Raw genomic sequence first — 22,409 nt, 5'->3', positions numbered from 1 at the left:
ATAATAAATAAGGGGTAACTTCCCACACTTTAAGTGATCCAGGTTACGGTAGAAATCCTGAAGCAGAATATGATCTCGAGTATCAGACCGATGCAGGGGATAATCGTCGGTCAGGAAACATTCGAAACCACATATATCCTGTGTGTTTATGTAATTATTGGCAGCTTGAAAAAGAAGGTTCACATGTTAAACAACATTCGTATCGAAGAAGATTTGTTGGGTACCAGGGAAGTTCCAGCGGATGCCTACTATGGTGTTCACACTCTGAGAGCGATTGAAAACTTCTACATTAGCAATAACAAAATCAGCGATATCCCTGAATTTGTACGCGGTATGGTAATGGTAAAAAAGGCAGCGGCCCTGGCCAACAAAGAGCTGCAAACCATCCCTAAAAGTGTGGCCAACGCCATCATTGCCGCATGTGATGAAGTCCTGAATAACGGCAAATGCATGGACCAGTTCCCGGTAGACGTTTACCAGGGCGGTGCAGGTACTTCCGTCAACATGAACACCAACGAAGTGCTGGCCAATATCGGGCTGGAGCTGATGGGTCATCAGAAAGGTGAATATCAGTACCTGAACCCGAACGACCATGTGAATAAATGTCAGTCCACCAACGACGCCTATCCGACCGGTTTCCGTGTTGCCGTTTACGCGTCTATCGTCAAACTCATTGATGCAATCAATCAGTTGCGTGAAGGCTTCGAGCGTAAAGCCGTTGAGTTCCAGGACATCCTGAAAATGGGTCGTACCCAGTTGCAGGATGCTGTACCGATGACCCTCGGCCAGGAATTCCGCGCTTTCAGCGTACTGCTGAAAGAAGAAGTGAAAAGCATTGAACGTACTGCTGAGCTGCTGCTGGAAGTTAACCTCGGCGCGACGGCAATCGGTACTGGCCTGAACACCCCGAAAGAATACTCTCCGCTGGCGGTGCAGAAACTGGCTGAAGTCACTGGCTTTGCCTGCGTACCGGCAGAAGACCTGATTGAAGCAACGTCCGACTGCGGCGCTTATGTCATGGTACACAGCGCGCTGAAACGTCTGGCTGTGAAGATGTCCAAAATCTGTAACGACCTGCGTTTGCTCTCCTCAGGCCCACGCGCGGGTCTGAACGAGATCAACCTGCCGGAACTACAGGCGGGCTCTTCTATCATGCCAGCGAAAGTAAACCCGGTAGTACCAGAAGTTGTTAACCAGGTATGCTTCAAAGTCATCGGTAACGACACCACCGTAACGATGGCAGCCGAAGCAGGCCAGTTGCAGCTGAACGTAATGGAGCCGGTTATCGGCCAGGCGATGTTCGAATCTATCCATATTCTGAGCAATGCCTGCTACAACCTGCTGGAAAAATGCATTAACGGCATTACCGCAAACAAAGAAGTGTGCGAAGGATACGTTTATAACTCCATCGGCATCGTCACCTACCTCAACCCGTTCATCGGCCACCACAACGGCGACATCGTTGGTAAGATTTGCGCCGAGACCGGTAAGAGCGTCCGTGAAGTGGTGCTGGAGCGCGGCCTGTTGACTGAAGCAGAGCTGGACGATATTTTCTCCGCACAGAACCTGATGCACCCGGCTTACAAAGCAAAACGTTATACTGATGAAAGCGAACAGTAATCGTACAGGGTAGTAACACAGGAGGCACGTCAGATGACGTGCCTTTTTTCTTGTCATAAGTTACCAAATAACAACAATTTAATATCAACTTGTTAAACAACAAGGAAGGCTAATATGATAGTTTTAGAACTTATCATCGTTTTGCTGGCAATCTTTTTGGGTGCCAGACTTGGGGGCATCGGTATTGGATTTGCAGGTGGGCTTGGCGTTCTGGTTCTTGCAGCCATCGGCGTTAAACCAGGGAATATCCCGTTCGATGTTATTTCCATCATCATGGCGGTTATCGCTGCCATCTCCGCAATGCAGGTTGCGGGCGGTCTGGACTATCTGGTTAACCAGACGGAAAAACTGCTGCGCAAAAACCCGAAATACATCACGATCCTTGCACCGATCGTCACTTATTTCCTGACTATCTTTGCCGGTACTGGCAACATCTCTCTGGCAACCCTGCCGGTTATCGCTGAAGTGGCGAAGGAGCAAGGCATCAAACCTTGCCGTCCGCTCTCCACGGCGGTGGTTTCCGCACAGATTGCGATCACCGCATCGCCTATCTCTGCGGCGGTGGTGTACATGTCTTCCGTCATGGAAGGTCATGGCATCAGCTATATTCACCTGCTGTCCGTGGTGATTCCGTCCACTCTGCTGGCGGTACTGGTGATGTCCTTCCTGGTCACAATGCTGTTTAACTCTAAACTTTCTGACGACCCGGTTTACCGCAAACGTCTGGAAGAAGGGCTGATCGAGCTGCGCGGCGAAAAGCAAATTGAAATCAAACCGATGGCAAAAACCTCGGTCTGGCTGTTCCTGCTGGGCGTTGTCTGCGTCGTGGTTTATGCCATCGTCAACAGTCCAAGCCTCGGCCTGGTCGCAACACCGCTGATGAACACCACCAACGCGATTCTGATCATCATGCTGAGCGTCGCGACGCTAACGACCATCGTCTGCCGTGTCGAAACGGACTCCATCCTGAACTCCAGTACCTTTAAAGCAGGTATGAGCGCCTGTATCTGTATTCTGGGCGTAGCATGGTTGGGCGATACTTTCGTTTCTCACAACATCGACTGGATCAAAGACACTGCGGGTAGCGTGATTCAGGGCCATCCGTGGCTGCTGGCCGTCATCTTCTTCTTTGCTTCCGCTCTGCTGTACTCTCAGGCAGCCACAGCGAAAGCGTTGATGCCAATGGCGCTGGCGCTGAACGTCTCTCCGCTGACCGCTGTCGCGTCTTTCGCTGCGGTTTCCGGCCTGTTCATTCTGCCGACCTACCCAACGCTGGTCGCTGCGGTTCAGATGGATGACACCGGTACAACCCGTATCGGTAAATTCGTCTTTAACCACCCGTTCTTTATCCCAGGTACGCTGGGTGTTGCTCTTGCCGTTTGCTTCGGCTTCCTGCTGGGCAGCGTCATGCTGTAAGTTCTCCTCGCGGGGCGTATACGCGCCCCGCTTTCTTGCCTCCGCTTTGACTAACATCCCGCCGCCTTCCGTTGTATAGTGACCACACTCTTGCTGCTCTTTCTGTTCTTTCGAGGTGTTTATGCTTGATGATAATAGTCAGGATATCTCCATCCCCGAGGCCGTCGTGGTGCTCTGTACCGCGCCGGATGAAGCAACAGCCCAGGATCTGGCCGCTAAGGTGCTGGCGGAAAAACTGGCCGCCTGCGCCACGTTACTGCCGGGCGCGACATCCTTGTATTACTGGGAGGGCAAACTGGAGCAGGAATACGAAGTGCAGATGATTTTAAAAACCACCGTTTCGCACCAGCAAGCGCTTCTTGAATGCCTGAAGTCTCATCACCCGTATCAAACGCCTGAACTTCTGGTTTTACCCGTCACTCACGGAGACACTGATTACCTCTCATGGCTCAACGCATCCTTACGCTGATCCTGCTGCTGTGTAGCACATCCGCCTTCGCCGGATTATTTGACGCACCAGGCCGCTCGCAGTTTGTCCCTGCTGACCAGGCTTTTTCCTTTGATTTTCAGCAGAATCAACATGACCTGAACCTCTCCTGGCAGGTGAAAGACGGCTACTATCTTTACCGCAAACAGATAAGCATCACCCCATCTCAGGCCGAAATGGCCGAAGTCCGGCTCCCGGCGGGCGTCTGGCATGAAGATGAGTTTTATGGCAAAAGCGAAATCTACCGCAAGCGCTTAAACATTCCGCTCATCGTTAACCAGGCCGCATCCGGCGCGACGTTAACCGTGACGTATCAGGGCTGTGCTGACGCAGGCTTCTGCTATCCGCCGGAAACCAAGACCGTGCCGTTAAGCGAAGTAAGCGCCAGCACGGTGGCTAAATCCACGCCGTCGCCGGTCGCGGCGCAAACGGAAGAGACGCCGCAACCTGCCGCCCGGCTGCCTTTCTCCGCGCTGTGGGCATTGCTGATTGGTATCGGGATCGCCTTTACGCCCTGCGTCCTGCCGATGTATCCGCTGATTTCCGGCATTGTACTCGGCGGTAAACAACGCCTCTCAACCGGACGCGCGCTGCTGCTGACCTTTATCTACGTACAGGGTATGGCGCTCACCTACACCGCGCTGGGGCTGGTTGTGGCCGCTGCCGGGCTACAGTTCCAGGCGGCGCTCCAGCACCCTTATGTGCTAATCGGCCTTGCGCTGGTCTTCACGCTGCTGGCGCTGTCAATGTTCGGACTATTCACGCTACAGCTGCCTTCTTCACTGCAAACTCGCCTCACGTTGATGAGTAACCGTCAGCAGGGCGGCTCTCCTGGCGGCGTATTTGTCATGGGCGCGATTGCCGGGCTTATCTGCTCGCCATGCACCACCGCGCCGCTGAGCGCCATTTTGCTGTACATCGCCCAGAGCGGGAACATGTGGCTTGGCGGTGGAACACTGTATCTCTACGCGCTGGGCATGGGGCTGCCGCTGATTCTGGTCACCGTGTTTGGCAACCGTCTGCTACCGAAAAGCGGCCCGTGGATGGAACACGTCAAAACCGCTTTTGGCTTTGTGATCCTCGCGCTGCCGGTCTTTTTGCTGGAACGGGTAATCGGCGACGAGTGGGGGCTGCGTCTGTGGTCGCTGCTGGGCGTCGCCTTCTTCGGCTGGGCGTTTATTACCAGCCTGCACGCCAGACGCGGCGGGATGCGCATTGTGCAAATCATCCTGCTGGCGGCGGCGCTGGTCAGCGTACGCCCGTTACAGGACTGGGCGTTTGGCGCAACAACCGCCCAGACGCAGGCGCACCTGAACTTCAAGCCGATTACGACAGTCGATGCGTTAAATCAGGCGCTGGCAGAGGCAAAAGGAAAACCGGTAATGCTGGATCTCTACGCCGACTGGTGCGTCGCCTGTAAAGAGTTTGAGAAGTACACCTTCAGCGATCCGCAGGTTCAGCAGACGCTGGGCGACACCGTGCTGCTACAGGCTAATGTCACCGCTAACAATGCGCAGGATGTCGCCTTACTCAGACACCTGAATGTACTGGGTTTACCGACAATCCTGTTTTTTGATGCGCAAGGCCATGAGCACCCGAATGCACGAGTGACGGGCTTTATGGATGCGACAACCTTTAGCGCACATTTGCGCGATCGCCAACCGTGAGCGACACTTTCTGTGGGAAAGACGGAGGAGAATACCGTGCAACGTGAAGATGTCCTGGGAGAAGCCCTGAAATTACTTGAGGTTCAAGGGATAGCAAACACCACGCTTGAGATGGTGGCAGAACGCATTGATTATCCGCTTGATGAGTTACAGCGCTTCTGGCCCGATAAAGAGGCTATTCTGTACGACGCCCTGCGTTATCTGAGTCAACAGGTAGACATCTGGCGTCGCCAGCTTTTGCTTGATGAAACCCTTACCGCAGAACAAAAACTGCTGGCGCGCTATAACGCGCTTTCGGAGTGCGTGAGCAACAACCGCTACCCCGGTTGTCTGTTTATTGCTGCCTGTACGTTTTATCCCGATCCTGCCCACCCTATTCACCAACTGGCCGATCAGCAAAAACGGGCGGCGCATGACTTCACCCACGAATTGCTGACAACGCTCGAAATTGACGACCCGGCGATGGTGGCGAAACAGATGGAACTGGTGCTGGAAGGTTGCCTCAGCCGAATGCTGGTCAATCGCAGCCAGGCTGATGTGGATACCGCTCACCGTCTGGCGGAGGATATACTGCGCTTTGCCCGCTGCCGTCAGGGTGGCGCGTTGACGTAATTAGAGCCAATTTTGCGCTTTTTGCGTGAAAAGCAGGCAGTCAGCTGTCTTTTGTCATTTTTTTCATGGAAAGCCGTTGACGCCTGCGCCCCTTTACGGTTTAATGCGCCCCGTTGCCCGGATAGCTCAGTCGGTAGAGCAGGGGATTGAAAATCCCCGTGTCCTTGGTTCGATTCCGAGTCCGGGCACCACTATTTAAAGAAACCAGCCTACGGGCTGGTTTCTTGCTTTCTGGCGTTCCGGTAGATTTCTGGTCATTGCAGGACGTTATTTGCTTGCTGGATATCTCGCCATTTTCTTAGATGTTCGTTGCATTTAAAGACATATATACCCTCTGACAAGCCTATCTCTTACTTCCAGATACGGTCTTTCTACGGTCAGCTACGGTTCTTTTCATTTCTAACTGTTCATAATGATGCAAAAGCACGAGGAAAACGGGGGAATCTGACAACATACGCCCTCCACTAGTCATATGGGGATCTTCACAAGTCCGTCCACCTGCAACATACATTTCTTTCCCTTTCACTTCTTACCATTACCAGAATCCCCCGTCCTCCACGCCATCATAAAATGATTTATCAGTAGTAATACTACTTGAGCTGAACGTATTGCATTATTAAACCTGAGTGTCCTCTCTGAGCGAGGAGCGGACTCTCTTGTACAAAGCATGTAGCCAGATTATAGTGAAGCCATTGATTGACAAGTGAGTCAAACCAGACGAGCAGCCAATGAAACAAAACTTCGCCAACGTAACCAAATCTGGATAACTGATCGGTTCATGAGGACAACAAATAATGTCATTCAATAATAAAAAACTGTTAATTACTCTCTTATCCCTCTGCACATTTCAGACTTATGCAGCACAATGCACTGCGGAAACCTTCGCTAAAAACAAACTGAACAACTTCATCCTTCTGAGCGAGCCAACAAGAACTGAAATTCCCAAATCTGTATCAATCACTATTGATAGTCCTGATGGATATCTCCGCACATCGGTTCAAAGCAACTTCAGTCAATGCGGTGAATTAATTGGCGGCCGTATGAAAGAGGTCAAAACCTCAACAGGCCAGAAAGCAGTTTTCACGGCAACCTCTGAAATTCAGTTGAATAAAACGGAATTTGGCTGGCGCATCCAGGTGGACTCAAACGGCGTCATAGCCGATAAAAACAGCCAGAAAACCACGCAGGCATATCGGCAGACTCTTGAGGGAATGTACCTGCTTAACGATAAAGGAATTATCAGCCGTGCAGTTAATCGTTCGGTTATCGCGGCCACAAAACCAGAAGATAAAGACAAAACCGTAGTGGGCACAATCGACTACGCCTTCAATTCATCAGGATTACTGGCAAGCGCGGCAAGCAAAGGAAGTATGGCGATAGATAATAATACGATTGTATATAGTTATGATGGCAATCATCGCCTGATCAAAACCCAATCACCCTCAACCATAGAAGAGTATGGCTATGATAACGAGGGCCGTGAGTTGACCCTGAGCAAGACCCAGACGTATTTCACCATCGAAAAAACACTGGCCACCTGCGAGGAGTGGAACTCACATGGAGAATGCACACGCGCCAATATGGATATCACGATAACCCCAACTGCTCGGACAGGTAAACAGTATGTGGACAAACATAACGCCGTAATGACGGCGAAATATGAATACTGGAACTGACAATTTCACCTGCTACATAAGGAGTCAAAATGGTATTGGTTAGCAACGTCTCCTCCTGGCACAGAGTTGCCTGTCAGATTAGATTAAACTCTGTATTGTGACAAAGCCAGATCAAGTCTGAGCTAATACCTATGAAGAGTGTATACAGGCTTCGCACCGCAGTAAACCGTTCTGACTTAATGGTAGATATCAAAGCGAGAAAGATTGAAAGACATATACAAACTGAAGAAAACCTGCAACCCCGGTAAAAATGAACTGTGTGAAAGAGTGAAATAGCCTCTTGAAATAACAATACACCGCACACGCCGAAAAAAAATAAGTCCATTAAGAATAATATATTTATGTAGAATCTTATGTGGTTCATTCACCTTATCTTTTCGCCATTCAATTATCCTTAAGTTAAATTTATCATATTACCATATGATAACTACAGCGATAGTCCCGTCATTACGGATATGTAATTCATCTACGATATCAAAAAACAAATTAGTTCTGCATATGACTAATTATTCATTTGTGACTCTACATAAATTTAAGAACATATCATTATTTTTAACTACACCTGGTTATTTCCTGAAGAAAAAGCTATTATTCGGCAGATTTTAATCCATTAGAAGAGAGTCAGGTATAAGCGGAATGTCGGCAAAATAAAGGATAACAGGTGATATGAAAAATAATAATGGACTAGAGAAACGCAGGTTTATGACACAAAATGAAATCAATTTAATTCTTAATGCTGTTAGTACAGGAACCTATGCAGTGCGTAATCGCTGTCTGGTTTTGCTGTGTTTTATTCATGGGTTAAGGGCAAGCGAAATATGTCGTCTGCGTATCTCAGATATTGACCTTAAGGATAAATGTATACATATTTACCGATTAAAAAAAGGATTCTCAACTACCCATCCCTTACTGGAAGAGGAAATTCGTTCGATAAAGTCCTGGCTGAAAATTCGCCTTACAAGCCAACATTCAGAAACTGAATGGTTATTTTTATCACGTAAAGGCAATCCCCTTTCAAGACAGCAATTTTATCAGATAATCGCCAGAGCCGGGAAGAAAGCAAAACTTGCAATTTGTGCCCACCCGCATATGCTTCGCCATTCCTGTGGATTTGCTCTGGCAAATATGGGAATAGATACCCGCCTGATTCAGGATTACCTTGGCCATCGCAATATTCGTCATACTGTCTGGTATACTGCCAGTAACGCTGGTCGTTTTTATGGCATCTGGAATAAAACAAAAAACAGAGATGTCTGTAGCAGACTGTAAGGAAAGAAAAATATAGACAGTAAATAAGTCTGAATAAAGCTATGTGCCATGGATGGCACTGTAATAGTCGCATTGGCTGTATGGTTATCTATTTTATGTTTCTGCACTATATCCTGTGTTATTTTTTCTGACCAGTATAATTGACACCTCTGACATAGTCTGAATAGTTATTCCCCCGCTGAATACGTTTTTCCCCTCTGAGAATATACGGAATAGTCTTCTTGTGATGTCTGATGAAATCTTTAGAATGAAGTCGCCCACTGACATGGGGCTTTGTGAGCTTCATAGAATAAAATGGGATAGTGGTCAATATGTGCAATTAATAATACATCCCTAGCTTTAGCTATCAGTTATTCGTATCACTGGAGCTGACTCTTTATCATTCTGATACCAGGAGAAATATTATGAACCGACGCCGTTTTCTTACTGCCAGAGAAGTTCAGGCCATGATGAAAGCCGTACGTCATGGCCAGACAGGAGAGCGAGATTATTGTCTTATCCTGCTGGCCTTTCGTCATGGAATGCGTATAAGTGAACTACTGAACCTGCATTACCGGGATTTTGATCTTTATGAAGGTCGGATCAATATCCGCCGACTGAAAAATGGTTTTTCTACTATTCATCCCCTCATGCCAGACGAGTGTGAAGCCATTGAATGCTGGAGCCGGGTTCGTGCGAGCTGGAAGGGAGCGCAGAAAATAAACGCGGTGTTTATTTCCCGTAAAGGCTCACAACTTTCCCGCCAGCAGGCATACCGTATAATACGTTCTGCTGGCCAAAAGGCCGGAACCAGCACCACCACACATCCGCATATGCTGCGACATGCATGTGGTTATGAACTTGCTGAAAGAGGTACAGATACACGTCTAATCCAGGATTACCTTGGTCACCGAAATATTCGCCACACCGTACGTTATACAGCCAGTAATGCCGCCCGGTTTGCAGGATTATGGGAAAGGGTAAATCCGCTAGAGGAAAAGCTACTAAAACAGAAGATCAAAAATGATGAACTATATAGTTCATTGATAACTAAGGAAAAATAAGACGCTGAACAAGTCAATTGGGACCAAACTGTCTATATCGTAGAGGAATTTTGTAATTTTCTGCAACCTGTAAGTCCATTTTTTTTGCGAAAAAAAAATATCCAACTGATTTAAAATTGTTTTTTTACTCACATTTTTTTACGTTTCATACATCCTCACCTTTTTTCCGCACCTTTTCTCCGCACGTCGAGTTCTGCTTTCCACTTGTCTTGTTGATATAACTCACGATCACCTCAGATATATTCATCTATAGAAAACCAAAAAATAAGAATTAAATTCCAGAACAACGCATAAAAAAACGAAATTAAGAAATTTATTGCGACGAGTCAAAATGGTCCCAATTGACTCATCAGTTGGGTAAAAACTGCGCAAGATCGGCAGTCGAACTATTCGGCTTAAACCTGAAATGCCAGGAAGGTACAACGACTGCCAGTTTCGGTTCGTAATATCGACATTGTTTAAAGGAAAACCGCATGAAAATCAAAACACTGGCAATCGTTGTTCTGTCAGCACTGTCCCTGAGCTCCACAGCAGCCCTGGCCGACACCACCACGGTAAACGGCGGCACCGTGCATTTTAAAGGGGAAATCGTTAACGCCGCTTGTGCAGTTGATGCCGGTTCTATCGATCAGACAGTTCAGTTAGGCCAGGTTCGCTCCGCCAAACTCGCTGCTGAAGGCAACACCAGCTCCGCTGTGGGTTTCAACATTCAACTGGATGATTGCGACACGACCGTTGCGACCCAGGCTTCCGTTGCGTTCACAGGTACTGCTGTTGATGGCGCCAACCCTACCGTTCTGGCGCTACAGAGTTCCGCATCAGGCGGCGCGACTAACGTCGGCGTACAGATCCTCGACAAAACTGGCACCGCTCTGGGGCTGGATGGCGCGACCTTCAGCAGCGCTACCACGCTGAATGACGGCACTAACATCATTCCTTTCCAGGCTCGTTACTACGCAACTGGCGCAGCAACTGCCGGTACTGCGAACGCAGACGCAACCTTCAAAGTGCAATACCAGTAATTCAAACGTCTGACAGGGAAGCATTCCGGGCCAGGATGGCCCGTTATCCATAACAGGACAGGGGTGATAACGATGCAAGGAGTGAGATCAGGTCTGCTGATATTTCTGTTTCCGTCGCTGGCACTGGCTGGCAATCACTGGAACGTGACGTTGCCCGGGGGAAACATGCGTTTCCAGGGGGTCATTATTGCCGAATCCTGCCGCGTTGAAGCAGGAGATCAACAGATGACGGTCAATATGGGGCAGATCAGCAGTAATCGGTTTCATTCGTCAGGGGAAGATGCCAACCCCGTGCCATTCGATATTCATCTACAGGATTGCAGCACTGCCGTGAGTCAGCGCGTAGGCGTGTCATTTCGCGGAGTTGCCGACGGCAAAAACCCGGAGGTGCTTTCAGTTGGCGAAGGGCCGGGAATAGCAACCGGCGTAGGCATCGCTTTATTTGATAAAGACAATCAATTGATTCCACTCAACAGCCCGCCGGGCGCCTGGACGCGGCTGTATAGCGGCCCCACCACGCTTCATTTCGTGGCGAAGTATCGGGCGACCGGGAAGCAGGTCACCGGGGGAGCCGCCAATGCTCAAATCTGGTTCTCTCTGACCTATCAGTAATTAGCCAGCAGGTATGCCGGAAACAGGAAACAACGGTGAGTACGAAAGGGGAAAATGTGAAAAAAACACTGGAGATGACACGCGGCTTACTGGCGGGCTTTTTGATGCTCGCCGCAAGCGGTTTTTCCACCAGCGCTGAAGCAGGCGTGGCGCTGGGCGCAACCCGGGTTATCTATCCGGCTGGACAAAAACAGGTTCAGCTGGCGGTGACCAATAACGACAATAACAGTACCTATCTGATTCAGTCATGGGTTGAAAACGCCGATGGCGGCAAAGATGGTCGTTTTGTCATCACCCCTCCGCTGTTTGCGATGCAAGGTAAGAAAGAGAATACCTTGCGCATTATTGATGCCACGAACAACCAGTTACCGCAGGACCGGGAAAGCCTGTTCTGGGTAAACGTAAAAGCCATTCCTTCGATGGATAAATCAAAGCTCAGCGATAACACCTTACAACTGGCGATTATCAGCCGCATCAAACTCTACTACCGCCCAACGAAACTGGCTCTGCCACCGGATCAGGCGGCGGAAAAACTGACCTTTAACCGTAACGGTTCATCGCTGACGCTCAACAACCCGACGCCGTATTACCTGACGGTGACCGAACTCAATGCCGGTACGCGCGTGCTGGAAAATGCGCTGGTGCCGCCAATGGGTAAAACCTCGGTCAAGTTGCCACCTGATGCCGGTAGCAACATTACCTACCGGACGATTAATGACTATGGCGCACTGACCCCGCAAATGAAGGGCGTCCTGCGTTAACACAGGGGCCGTCCACCAACAGGACTCCCCCGCACATTACAATTAAGAACTGACAGCCGGGCGACTTCGGACCGGAGGGACTATGTCACATCTCAAATACGGACTGGACCGTTTGGGTTCCCAACGCGCCCGGCGCAAAGCATTCTCTATTTTTGTCCTTGCGCAGATACCATTGGCGCTTTGCCTCGCGGGTTTCGCGCGGGCAGATCTCTATTTTAACCCCCGTTTCCTGGCCGACGATCCCTCGGCCGTTGCGGATCTCTCTGGTTTTGAAAACGGGCAAGAGGTGCCGCCTGGCACCTATCGCGTGGATATCTATCTGAACGATGGCTTTATAACTACCCGCGACGTCACGTTTAACGCTGGCGCAAACGGTCATCGACTGGAACCGTGCCTGACCCGTAGCCAGCTCGCTGGCATGGGGGTCAGCACGTCGGCCATCACCGGTATGGATACGCTGGCGTCCGACGCCTGCGTACCGTTGACGGAAATGGTCAAAGATGCCACCACCCGCTTCGATGTCAGCCAACAGCGCCTGTACCTGAGTGTTCCGCAGGCTTTCATGGGCAATCGCGCGCGCGGTTATATTCCACCGGAACTCTGGGATGACGGGATTAACGCCGGTTTGCTGAACTATAACTTTACCGGCAACAACGTACATAACGATGCCAGCGACAGCAGCAATTACGCGTATTTAAACCTGCAAAGCGGCCTCAACCTTGGCGCCTGGCGTCTGCGTGATAACACCATCTGGAGCTACAGCAGTGGCGGTGGCGCGTCCAGTAATGAGAATAAGTGGCAGCATGTGAACAGCTGGCTGGAGCGCGATATTACCCCCCTACGCGCCCGCCTGACGCTTGGCGACAGCTACACCAACGGCGATATCTTCGACGGGATTAACTTCCGTGGCGCCCAGTTAGCCTCTGACGACAATATGCTGCCGGATAGCCAGAAAGGCTTTGCGCCGGTCATCCACGGCATTGCGCGCGGCACGGCGCAGGTCTCGATCAAACAAAACGGCTATGAAATCTACCAGAGCACGGTGCCGCCGGGCCCCTTCACAATTAACGATCTCTACGCCGCAGGCAACGGCGGCGATCTCCAGGTCACCATCAAAGAGGCCGATGGCACAAGCCAGGTCTTCAGCGTGCCGTGGTCTACGGTGCCAATGTTACAGCGTGAAGGGCACACCCGTTATGCAGTGACCGCTGGTGAATACCGCAGCGGCAACGACCAGCAGGAAAAACCAAAGTTCTTCCAGAGCACCCTCCTGCACGGGCTCCCGGCAGGCTGGACGCTGTATGGCGGCACCCAACTGGCCGACAACTATCGCGCCTTCAATTTAGGGGTCGGTAAGAACATGGGCGAGTTCGGCGCGGTTTCGCTGGATGCAACTCAGGCCAACGCCACCCTGCCTGACGACAGCTCTCACCAGGGGCAATCGATACGCTTCCTTTATAACAAGTCGCTCTATGAGACCGGCACCAACGTCCAACTGGTGGGATACCGTTATTCCACCCAGGGCTATTACAGCTTTGCCGACACCACTTACCGCAGGATGAGCGGCTATGACGTTGAAACCCAGGATGGCGTGATTCAGGTCAAACCCAAATTCACCGACTACTACAACCTTGCTTATAACAAGCGGGGCAAGGTTCAGATGAGCATAACGCAGCAGTTGGGACGCACTGCCACACTGTACGTGAATGGCAGCCGTCAAACTTACTGGTCAACCAACAAGGCCGACGAACAGCTACAGCTGGGGTTAAATGCCGCCGTTGACGATATCAACTGGACGCTGAGCTACAGCCTGACCAAAAACGCCTGGCAACAGGGCCGCGACCAGATGTTAGCGTTCAACGTCAATATTCCGTTCAGCCACTGGCTGCGTTCCGACAGCAAATCCGTCTGGCGGCACGCAAGCGCCAGCTACAGCATGTCGCACGACCTGGATGGACGGATGACTAACCTGGCCGGTCTTTACGGCACGCTGCTGGAAGACAATAACCTGAGCTACAGCATGCAAACCGGTTATGCCAGCGGTGGCGAAGGCAACAATGGCGGAACCGGCTACGCGGCGATGAACTATCGCGGCGGCTACGGCAACGCTAACGTGGGCTACAGCCACAGCGATGGATTTAAACAGCTGTACTACGGGATGAGCGGCGGTGTACTTGCCCATGCCAACGGCATCACCTTAAGCCAGCCATTAAATGACACGGTAGTGCTGATTAAAGCGCCTGGCGCCGGAGACGTGAAAGTCGAGAACCAGACCGGCGTACGTACCGACTGGCGCGGTTATGCCGTCATGCCGTACGCCACTGAGTACAGGGAAAACCGCGTCGCGCTGGATACCAACACCCTGGCGGATAACGTCGATCTCGATGATGCGGTGGTCAGCGTCGTGCCGACCCACGGCGCCATCGTCCGCGCCGAATTTAAAGCCCACGTTGGGGTAAAAATCCTGATGACGCTGACGCACAACGGCAAACCCGTGCCATTCGGCGCGATGGTCACTTCCGGCGATAACCAGAGCGGCAGCATCGTGGCGGATAACGGCCAGGTCTACCTGAGCGGCATGCCGCTGGCGGGAAGCGTTCAGGTGAAATGGGGCGAAGGCCCGGGGGCTAACTGCATGGCCCGGTATCGCCTGCCGGAAGAGAGCCAGAAACATGTGCTGAGCCAGCTCTTTGCAGAGTGCCGTTAAGGAAGGAATGATGATGAAAAAACCACTGTATTTCCTCGGCGCTGTGCTGACGCTGGCCTGCGTCAATGTCTTCGCCGCCGACAGCACGATTACGATTAGCGGCTACGTCCGCGACAATGCCTGCGCTGTCGCGGGAGAGTCAAAAGATTTTACCGTTGACCTGATGAATAACGCTGCCAAACAGTTTAATGCGGTGGGGGCGACAACCCCGCTCGTCCCATTCCGTATTGTCCTCTCTCCCTGCGGTAACTCGGTTACGGCAGTCAAAGTCGGCTTTACCGGCACGGAGGATGGCAGCAACACCAGTCTATTGAAGATCGATAGCGGTGCCTCGGCAGCCGCAGGCATGGGCGTGCAGATCCTCAATAACCAACAGACGATGCTACCGCTCAATGCCGCGTCATCATCCATCGCGTGGACCACGCTCACGCCTGGGCAGACCAACATCCTCAACTTTTATGCACGCCTGATGGCTACGCAGATTCCGGTCACCGCCGGGCACGTCAATGCCACAGCAACATTCACGCTTGAATTTCAGTAACCGGAGGCTGAGATGAAATGCAACTATGTAGGGTGGCTTCTGGCAAGCGTACTGACAGCGGCCTCTTCAGGGCTTCAGGCCGCTGATATCACGATTACCGTCAACGGGAAGGTGGTGGCGAAGCCGTGCACGGTGTCTACCACCAATGCCGCCGTTGACCTCGGCGACCTGTATACCTTCAGCCTGGTGACCGCAGGTTCGGCTTCCGCCTGGCACAGTACCGCGCTGGAACTCACTAACTGTCCGATCGGCACCTCCCGGGTCATCGCAACCTTTAGCGGAACCGCAGACAGCACCGGTTATTACAAAAACCAGGGGACCGCCGGCAATATTCAGCTCGAATTGCAGGATGACGCAGGCACCACGTTAAACAATGGCGCCACGAAATCCGTTCAGGTGGATGACTCAACGCAGTCCACCCGCTTTCCGTTACAGGTCAGAGCGTTAACGGTCAACGGCGGCGCCACCCAGGGAACTATTCAGGCGGTGATTAGCGTCACCTATACCTACGCCTGAGTCAGGAGAGTTTGTCATGAAAAAAATCATCGCGCTATTCACCACGCTGCTGCTGATGGGTTGGTCGCTGGATGCTGCGGCATTCACCTGTAAAGTCAATGATACCGGGCAGACCATGACCTCAGGGTCAGCGAATGTCTATGTAAACCTGACGCCATCTGTTGGAGTGGGTCAAAACCTGGTCGTAGATTTATCCTCTTCAGTTTCCTGTAAAAACGACTCCTCCGGCGGCTCTATCATTGACTACATCAATTTAACCAGCGGTTCCGCCTTCGGTGGCGCGCTTGCGGCGTTTACGGGGAGCGTTTACTGGGCGGGGAATACGTATCCTTTGCCGATGAACGGTAATTCATCCGTCTATACCATCACTCATACGGATTATCGCGGATTGCCACTGCGCATGTATCTGACCGCGACCGGAGCAGCGGGAGGCGTCGTCATCAACTCTGGCGAACTCATCGCGCAATTGAATATGCATAAAGTGGCCAGCGACGGAAACCCGAATAATTTCATCTGGAATATTTACGCCAACAATAATGTTGTTGTCCCTACTGGGGGATGCGACGTATCAGCGCGTGATGTCACCGTGACGCTTCCAGACTATCCCGGCTCAATGGCCGTGCCGGTCACTGTCCACTGTGCGCAAAACCAGAACCTTGGCTATTACCTTTCAGGTACGACCGTCGATGCCGCCAACTCTATCTTCAGCAACACCGCGTCCTCCTCAGCGGCGCAGGGTATCGGCGTTCAGATGACCCGATACGGTAGTGTTGTTCCCGCTAACAACACCGTAGCACTGGGCACGGTCGGCACATCGCCGGTAAATCTTGGCTTAACCGCAACCTACGCGCGCACCAGCGGCCAGGTCACGGCGGGCAACGTACAGTCGATCATCGGGGTGACATTTGTTTACCAGTAACCCTCCCTCCCCGCTGGAGAAAACAAGGGTGGACTATATCCTGTCTCCCTGTTCAATGGCGGCGGAAGGACTCGCCAGAATGATGACCTGCGGTCAACGGCGACCGGTGCTGCTGCAACACCAGACGCAGGAGCGCCTTTCGCTACAGCTAACATCCGAGGTCGGAAGGATTGTCGTTTTTCTCCCTGACGATCCTTACTGGCTGCTGTTTATTCTTAGGGAAGCCGCCTTCCTGCTTGCTGAGGCAGAAACACCGTTGCCCATGCTGATCCTTAGCCGTAGTCCATCCGCCTGGCTATGGCAAACGCTGCTCTACCATGTTCCTGATAAACGGCAACTTACCGCCGTCCGGGCGGTCGCCTCCGACCTTCCTGGGAAACAACTGGCAGCGCTGCTACAGGGGGACTTCCTGCAATACCCGAAACTCCAGCAATTGTCCTTTTTAGACGCGCAGATACAGGGCAAACCGGCAGCAGGGTTAAGTAAAACGGAATTGAGCGCCACCCTCTCTCTTCTGTACGGGCACAGCATCAACACACAGGCGAAGATCCGCGGTGTGAGCCAGAAAACACTTTATAATCAAAGAACGTCAGGACTAAAAAAGATGGTGGCGTCTCACCCGCATCTGATTACCCGCTTTCCTGGAAGCCAGAGCAAGACTCACAACAATCAGCTCATCGCCGCGCTATCTCCCTTTGAGCGCGAATTTATCCATGCCATTCATAGCCAACAGGTATTCCCGGTATTTCAACCCATAACCGACGGCCACCTGCGGTTGCAGGGGGTTGAAATCCTTTCCCGCTGGAGAAGAGGCGACAACGTATTGCTTCCCGGCGAATTTCTGCCGCAGATCCACGCCGAATACGCCTGGCTTCTGCTCACGGCCTTTGTGCTACAAATAGCAATCCAGAACATTAACCAACACCAGGGTAAGTTCTGGTTCTCAATAAATATTCCACCCTGCATCGCCAACCACGAAAACCTGCTGCGGATGATGGAAACGGCGCGCCAGCAGCTACAGCAGCCGCAATGGTCGGGTAGATTAGTGCTGGAATTTGCAGAAACGGTCGATCTGCATCAGCAAGGAAGAACAGCAGAAAATATGGACAAAATCCAACGGCAAGGCTTTCGCATCTTCCTCGATGACTGCTTTTCACACAGCAGCGTAATGTTTCCCGTCAGGACAATCCGCTTTAGCGGCTACAAGCTGGATATGAGTATCGTGAATGATTTTCAACGCGATCCACATGCACTGGCGCTGATAAAGAGTCTGCTCTATTACTGCCAGTTGACGCAGAGCCGCTGTATTGCCGAAGGCGTCGATAGTCTGGAGAAATTCAATCAGTTGAAAGCGCTGGGAGTTGACCGCTTTCAGGGCTATCTTTTCTCGCCGCCCATCACTCACGATCGTCTGCCGGAGATAATCCAGCAATTTTTACCGAAACATCCCGCACCTCGCTGAACGCACGCTGCGCCTTACTGGTTTCATAGAGCGCCGCATGACAAGGGATAACTTTTCTGAGACCAACGTGTTCCACGGTCCGGCGAAGGGCTAACCCCATCATGCTGCGCGTTTCGTTATACCGCTTTTCAGAGTTTGAAGCTGCCGACCACTTTTTCAAGCATCTCGGTTTGCGATTCCATTGACTGGGCCGCTGCGGCAACCTCTTCTACCAGCGCCGCATTCTGCTGGGTCGCGCTATCAAGCTGAGTAATTGCGATATTAATCTGCTCAATTCCGCGACTTTGCTCATCGCTTGAGGAACTGATCTCAGAGATTAAAACGCTCACGTCTTCAACCTTCTCCATTAAGCCGTCCATTGTCGTACCCGCCTGGCGAACCAGACCGCTACCTTGCTCAATACTGCTGACCGATTCTTCAATGAGCTTCTTAATTTCCTGCGCGGACTGGGCGCTTCGCTGCGCAAGAGAACGCACCTCACCGGCAACGACGGCAAAACCACGGCCATTCTCACCGGCCCGCGCCGCTTCAACCGCCGCGTTCAGCGCCAGAATATTGGTCTGGAACGCGATGCCATCAATTACGCTGATGATTTCCACCACTTTTGAGGATGAATCATTGATGTTGCTCATTGTGGCAACCACGTCATTGACCACTGAAGCCCCCGCTTTCGCCGCGTCGGAAGCCTGTGTCGCCAGCCTGTTCGCCTGCAACGCATTCTCTGCATTTTGCCGTACGGTGCTGGTGAGCTGCTCCATCGACGCCGCCGTTTCAACAATGGAAGCGGACTGTTCTTCCGTACGGGAGGAGAGATCCAGGTTGCCTCCGGCGATCTGCCGCGAAGCGGAAGAAATTGCCGAGGAGCTGTGCCCAACCTGCTGCATCAAATCCTGAAGGAACGCGATGAATTTATTAAAGTTATTGATGATGGCATTAAATTCCGGGCTTTTGCTTTCCACAAGCCGTTGCGTGAGATCGGCGCCGCCGCCGGATAGCGCCTCTATGTTCCTGTTCAGCAGCGTCACATTCCTGAAAATGTTGCGCACAATCAGCATCAGGACAAGAACAATGATAAGGCCGATCACCGTCTGCACGAGCGTGAGTGTTGTCAGTATCGCATTAGACTGGCGCACCAGGTTGCTGCTGGGCGTATCAATCACCAGATACCACGGGCTGCCTTCTATCGACAAAACAAACAGCGAATGGGCGCCGTCTTCGCCGTCATAGCCGCCCTCATATTCCGCTTTTTGCCCCTGGCTCAGCAGATTGAGCAGCGGTAAAGCTGACGGAATATTCAAATCACGCACATTCATCAATGCGGTATTGCCTTGCGTCGGCGCGCCGTTCCCAACAATTTTGCCATCAGACTCAACAATTAATACGGTTCCCTCAACCGCCTTCCCCATCTCTTTTGCCAGTTGGTTAAAAAAGCCCAACGTCACATCGATAGTGGCGACACCCCAGGCCTTTCCCTCTTTCCAGATTGTCATCGCGCAGTTGGTTCTCGGCTGCGGGCTGGCCGAATCCTGGTAGGCTTTGGCCCATGCACACTCACCTTTTGGCGCAGCCATACCGTCTTTATACCACGGCTGTTCCCAGTATTTTTCTGACTCCGGCTGGTTCCAGACCGTATTAAGCTGGAGCACGCCACTGGCATCGCGCGCATAAAAAGTGCTGAATTTGTCGCGGCCCGGCTCGCGCAGCCCGGGTAATGGCCAGATGCCGCCGCCAAAAACGTTCAGATCGCCATACTGGTTCACAAACAGCGGCAAGAGCGCGTCAATTTGATCGCTCTGAAGCCCGGAAACCAGTTCAGTGATCGTGCGCTGCTGCGCTTTAACGCGGTTCATTTGCTCTTTTATCGCGTCACTTTGCAGCTCGACCGTGGCTCTTATATTTCTGGTTTCCGTTGCAATAATCTGCGGAGAGACAAATTGTTTGATAACAACAAACGTAACCAACAGTAATATAACAAAAAAACTTATAAGCAGGAGTGTCACTCGGGCTTGAGTTGTTTTCCACATCATGGGGTAGGGTCTCGATCGGTTTGGATAAGTGTTATAACGACATTTATCCGCAATTCTTTACTTATTTCGATCGCTCCGAATAAGGTTTTCCCCACATAAAATAAAAACAGCATTTTAATTAACCGTCGTCCATCTGACCTTGTATAAGGCCGCACATCCGCTTTCAAAAATAATTAAATACATATCATGAAGTTGCACAATCCACGCAATGCATCGCAGGCTAATGAAGTTTTATTTTTCAACTTATGATGTCAGTTTTATTCCTTACCTTTATTTTTATCGCCTTGTATTTTTTATTAATACGCCCGGCCCCGCTCCGGCGCGACTGCCGAAGCGGGGCATTCATAGCCAAAAACTAGATAGCACGGCGTTTATAAGGACGATAGTGCGGTAGCCAAAAATGCGCCGTAATGCGCTGTGTTAGCACAGCATCATCCAGCGCATCCGCTACGCCGGACAGCTGCGCCGCCTTCCCCACCGCAAAGGCAATACGGCGGGTTACATCGCATATCATGTTGATTTCCGGCAGCAGCCCTCCGCCATGATGACGCACCAAAGGCGAAGCGTCGGCAAGCGCACGGCTCGCCGCCATCAGCATCGTTTCCGTGATCCTCCTGGCACCGCTGGCAATTGCGCCAAGACCAATGGCAGGAAAGATATACACGTTATTACACTGCGATACCGGTATCGTACGTCCGGCAAAATCTACCGGCTCACAAGGGCTTCCCGTTGCGATAATCGCCTGTCCATCAGTCCAGCGGATAAGGTCCTGCGGCCGGGCCTCCATTCTGGAGGTCGGGTTAGACAACGGCATAATAATCGGGCGCTCGCAGTGGCGATACATCGTGCGCACCACCTCTTCAGTGAACAGCCCCGCCTGCCCTGAAACGCCCAACATCACGCCAGGTTTCGCGTTATGAATGACCTCCAGCAAGGATGGCGTCGCGCCAGCGTATGCCCATCCAGATAGCATTTCAGGAGGCTGCGCCAGCGGAACCTGAAAATCAGCCAGCGACGAGGCGGTGGTCATCACCAGGCCGTCGCGATCCACCATGAAAATCGTTTTGCTGGCCTCTGCGGCGTCCATACCTTCGGCCACCCGGCAGGCGATGATATGGCGGGCAATGCCGCAACCCGCCGCCCCTGCGCCAACGATGACTATCGTCTGCTGATTAAAATCACGCTGGCTGGCGCGGCAGGCCGCTAAAATTGTCGCCAGCGCGACCGACGCCGTTCCCTGAATGTCATCATTAAAACAGCACAGCTCATCACGATAACGATGCAGCAAAGGAACCGCAGTATGCTGGGCAAAGTCCTCAAATTGCAGCAATACATCCGGCCAGCGACGTTTCACCGCAGCGATGAACATACCGATAAACGCAAAGTAGTCTTCACCGGTGATGCGCGGATGCCGCCAGCCCATATAGCGGGGATCGTCTAATAATCGCGGATTGTTTGTCCCGGCATCCAGCATAACGGGCAACGTATGCGCCGGATTTACCCCGCCGCAAACGGTATACAGCGACAGTTTGCCAATCGGTATCCCCATTCCCCCAACGCCCTGATCGCCCAGTCCCAGAATGCGTTCCCCGTCCGTCACCACAATCACTTTGATATCGTGTCTCGGGATATCATGCAGAATATCGTCAATACGTTCGCGATCGGGCCACGAAATAAAGACCCCTCTGGCGCGACGGTAAATCCCGGAAAACTTTTCACAGGCCGCGCCAACAACCGGGGTATAAACAATCGGCAGCATTTCCGGGAGATGTTTTTTCAGCAGGTAATAAAATAGCGTCTCATTCGTATCCTGGATATTACGCAAATAAATATGCCGCGCGTTATCAGACTCCGCCTCCAGATATTGTTGGTAAGCGCGTTCCGCTTGCTCATCAATATTTTCGATAGCGCAGGGCAGCAATCCATTAAGATTAAAATCATTCCGCTCTTGCTGAGTAAAACTGCTCCCCTTATTCAATAACGGCGATTCCAGTAACAGTTTCCCCGTAAACGGGACGTATAAAACATCGTGTGTCACGTTGCTGTCCATGA

18 protein-coding genes and 1 tRNA gene are annotated in these 22,409 nt (G+C 51.7%); 17 read left to right on the top strand and 2 right to left on the bottom strand.

The genetic code is table 11. The annotated features are described in order from the left end of the window. Positions 1-183: 183 nt before the first annotated feature. The 17 genes from aspA to OGX80_RS12520 all read left to right on the top strand — a co-directional run bounded on the left by aspA (position 184) and on the right by OGX80_RS12520 (position 18,330). Positions 184-1,620: an aspartate ammonia-lyase gene (aspA, locus tag OGX80_RS12600; RefSeq protein ID WP_024130804.1), complete on the top strand. Its 1,437-nt coding sequence runs from the start codon at positions 184-186 to the stop codon at positions 1,618-1,620. Positions 1,621-1,734: 114 nt separating this feature from the next. After that, positions 1,735-3,036, top strand: a complete 1,302-nt coding sequence (gene dcuA, locus OGX80_RS12595) for an anaerobic C4-dicarboxylate transporter DcuA (RefSeq protein WP_012134471.1) — start codon at positions 1,735-1,737, stop codon at positions 3,034-3,036. Between the two features lie 121 nt (positions 3,037-3,157). Then, positions 3,158-3,505, top strand: a complete 348-nt coding sequence (gene cutA, locus OGX80_RS12590; RefSeq protein WP_012134473.1) for a divalent cation tolerance protein CutA — start codon at positions 3,158-3,160, stop codon at positions 3,503-3,505. Further along, on the top strand, positions 3,481-5,190 hold the full coding sequence (locus tag OGX80_RS12585; protein ID WP_115182075.1) for a protein-disulfide reductase DsbD: 1,710 nt from the start codon (positions 3,481-3,483) through the stop codon (positions 5,188-5,190). Before cutA ends, OGX80_RS12585 begins: the two co-directional genes overlap by 25 nt. A 36-nt stretch (positions 5,191-5,226) precedes the next feature. Next, on the top strand, positions 5,227-5,802 hold the full coding sequence (locus OGX80_RS12580) for a transcriptional regulator (RefSeq protein ID WP_024130805.1): 576 nt from the start codon (positions 5,227-5,229) through the stop codon (positions 5,800-5,802). Between the two features lie 115 nt (positions 5,803-5,917). Then, a tRNA-Phe gene (locus OGX80_RS12575) sits at positions 5,918-5,993 on the top strand. A gap of 603 nt (positions 5,994-6,596) precedes the next feature. Continuing rightward, entirely contained in the window at positions 6,597-7,478 is an 882-nt protein-coding gene (locus OGX80_RS12570) for a hypothetical protein (protein WP_115182182.1), read from the top strand. A gap of 666 nt (positions 7,479-8,144) precedes the next feature. Beyond that, positions 8,145-8,747: a tyrosine-type DNA invertase gene (locus OGX80_RS12565; RefSeq protein WP_012134478.1), complete on the top strand. Its 603-nt coding sequence runs from the start codon at positions 8,145-8,147 to the stop codon at positions 8,745-8,747. A gap of 404 nt (positions 8,748-9,151) precedes the next feature. Then, entirely contained in the window at positions 9,152-9,790 is a 639-nt protein-coding gene (locus OGX80_RS12560) for a tyrosine-type DNA invertase (protein WP_012134479.1), read from the top strand. A 473-nt stretch (positions 9,791-10,263) separates the two neighbouring features. Continuing rightward, positions 10,264-10,812 carry a type 1 fimbrial major subunit FimA gene (gene fimA / locus OGX80_RS12555; RefSeq protein ID WP_115182183.1) on the top strand — a complete coding sequence of 183 codons (549 nt, stop codon included), beginning with the start codon at positions 10,264-10,266 and terminating at the stop codon, positions 10,810-10,812. 72 nt (positions 10,813-10,884) lie between these two features. Beyond that, entirely contained in the window at positions 10,885-11,424 is a 540-nt protein-coding gene (fimI, locus tag OGX80_RS12550; RefSeq protein WP_049008431.1) for a type 1 fimbrial minor subunit FimI, read from the top strand. A gap of 56 nt (positions 11,425-11,480) precedes the next feature. Then, positions 11,481-12,185, top strand: a complete 705-nt coding sequence (locus OGX80_RS12545; RefSeq protein WP_160880302.1) for a fimbria/pilus periplasmic chaperone — start codon at positions 11,481-11,483, stop codon at positions 12,183-12,185. An 82-nt stretch (positions 12,186-12,267) separates the two neighbouring features. Further along, the gene (locus OGX80_RS12540) at positions 12,268-14,892 is read left to right on the top strand and encodes a fimbrial biogenesis usher protein (protein WP_115182184.1); all 2,625 of its coding nucleotides are present in this window, start codon (positions 12,268-12,270) and stop codon (positions 14,890-14,892) included. A gap of 10 nt (positions 14,893-14,902) precedes the next feature. After that, positions 14,903-15,433, top strand: a complete 531-nt coding sequence (fimF, locus tag OGX80_RS12535) for a type 1 fimbrial adaptor subunit FimF (RefSeq protein WP_049008429.1) — start codon at positions 14,903-14,905, stop codon at positions 15,431-15,433. A 12-nt stretch (positions 15,434-15,445) separates the two neighbouring features. Then, entirely contained in the window at positions 15,446-15,949 is a 504-nt protein-coding gene (fimG, locus tag OGX80_RS12530) for a type 1 fimbrial minor subunit FimG (RefSeq protein ID WP_058668446.1), read from the top strand. Between the two features lie 16 nt (positions 15,950-15,965). Then, positions 15,966-16,868: a fimbrial protein gene (locus OGX80_RS12525; protein WP_058668445.1), complete on the top strand. Its 903-nt coding sequence runs from the start codon at positions 15,966-15,968 to the stop codon at positions 16,866-16,868. A 28-nt stretch (positions 16,869-16,896) separates the two neighbouring features. Continuing rightward, the gene (locus OGX80_RS12520) at positions 16,897-18,330 is read left to right on the top strand and encodes an EAL domain-containing protein (protein ID WP_369701229.1); all 1,434 of its coding nucleotides are present in this window, start codon (positions 16,897-16,899) and stop codon (positions 18,328-18,330) included. Positions 18,331-18,458: 128 nt separating this feature from the next. Here OGX80_RS12520 and OGX80_RS12515 read toward each other — a convergent pair whose 3' ends face one another. Then, positions 18,459-20,357: a methyl-accepting chemotaxis protein gene (locus tag OGX80_RS12515; protein ID WP_115182186.1), complete on the bottom strand. Its 1,899-nt coding sequence runs from the start codon at positions 20,355-20,357 to the stop codon at positions 18,459-18,461. Between the two features lie 355 nt (positions 20,358-20,712). After that, a complete protein-coding gene (locus OGX80_RS12510) occupies positions 20,713-22,407 on the bottom strand; it encodes an NAD-dependent malic enzyme (RefSeq protein WP_115182187.1) in 1,695 nt (564 codons plus the stop codon). Positions 22,408-22,409: the final 2 nt, after the last annotated feature.

It is taken from the genome of Citrobacter sp. CK194 (assembly GCF_030333395.1).
Taxonomy (GTDB): domain Bacteria; phylum Pseudomonadota; class Gammaproteobacteria; order Enterobacterales; family Enterobacteriaceae; genus Citrobacter_B; species Citrobacter_B koseri.
Note: the sequence above shows the minus strand (reverse complement) of the source record. Positions and strands in the feature narration are given on the sequence as shown.

Coding starts and splice junctions, on each gene's coding strand:
- aspA (WP_024130804.1), top strand. CDS start 184: ATGTTAAACAACATTCGTATCGAAGAAGATTTGTTGGGTACCAGGGAA.
- dcuA (WP_012134471.1), top strand. CDS start 1,735: ATGATAGTTTTAGAACTTATCATCGTTTTGCTGGCAATCTTTTTGGGT.
- cutA (WP_012134473.1), top strand. CDS start 3,158: ATGCTTGATGATAATAGTCAGGATATCTCCATCCCCGAGGCCGTCGTG.
- OGX80_RS12585 (WP_115182075.1), top strand. CDS start 3,481: ATGGCTCAACGCATCCTTACGCTGATCCTGCTGCTGTGTAGCACATCC.
- OGX80_RS12570 (WP_115182182.1), top strand. CDS start 6,597: ATGTCATTCAATAATAAAAAACTGTTAATTACTCTCTTATCCCTCTGC.
- OGX80_RS12565 (WP_012134478.1), top strand. CDS start 8,145: ATGAAAAATAATAATGGACTAGAGAAACGCAGGTTTATGACACAAAAT.
- OGX80_RS12560 (WP_012134479.1), top strand. CDS start 9,152: ATGAACCGACGCCGTTTTCTTACTGCCAGAGAAGTTCAGGCCATGATG.
- fimA (WP_115182183.1), top strand. CDS start 10,264: ATGAAAATCAAAACACTGGCAATCGTTGTTCTGTCAGCACTGTCCCTG.
- fimI (WP_049008431.1), top strand. CDS start 10,885: ATGCAAGGAGTGAGATCAGGTCTGCTGATATTTCTGTTTCCGTCGCTG.
- OGX80_RS12540 (WP_115182184.1), top strand. CDS start 12,268: ATGTCACATCTCAAATACGGACTGGACCGTTTGGGTTCCCAACGCGCC.
- fimF (WP_049008429.1), top strand. CDS start 14,903: ATGATGAAAAAACCACTGTATTTCCTCGGCGCTGTGCTGACGCTGGCC.
- fimG (WP_058668446.1), top strand. CDS start 15,446: ATGAAATGCAACTATGTAGGGTGGCTTCTGGCAAGCGTACTGACAGCG.
- OGX80_RS12525 (WP_058668445.1), top strand. CDS start 15,966: ATGAAAAAAATCATCGCGCTATTCACCACGCTGCTGCTGATGGGTTGG.
- OGX80_RS12515 (WP_115182186.1), bottom strand. CDS start 20,357: ATGATGTGGAAAACAACTCAAGCCCGAGTGACACTCCTGCTTATAAGT.
- OGX80_RS12510 (WP_115182187.1), bottom strand. CDS start 22,407: ATGGACAGCAACGTGACACACGATGTTTTATACGTCCCGTTTACGGGG.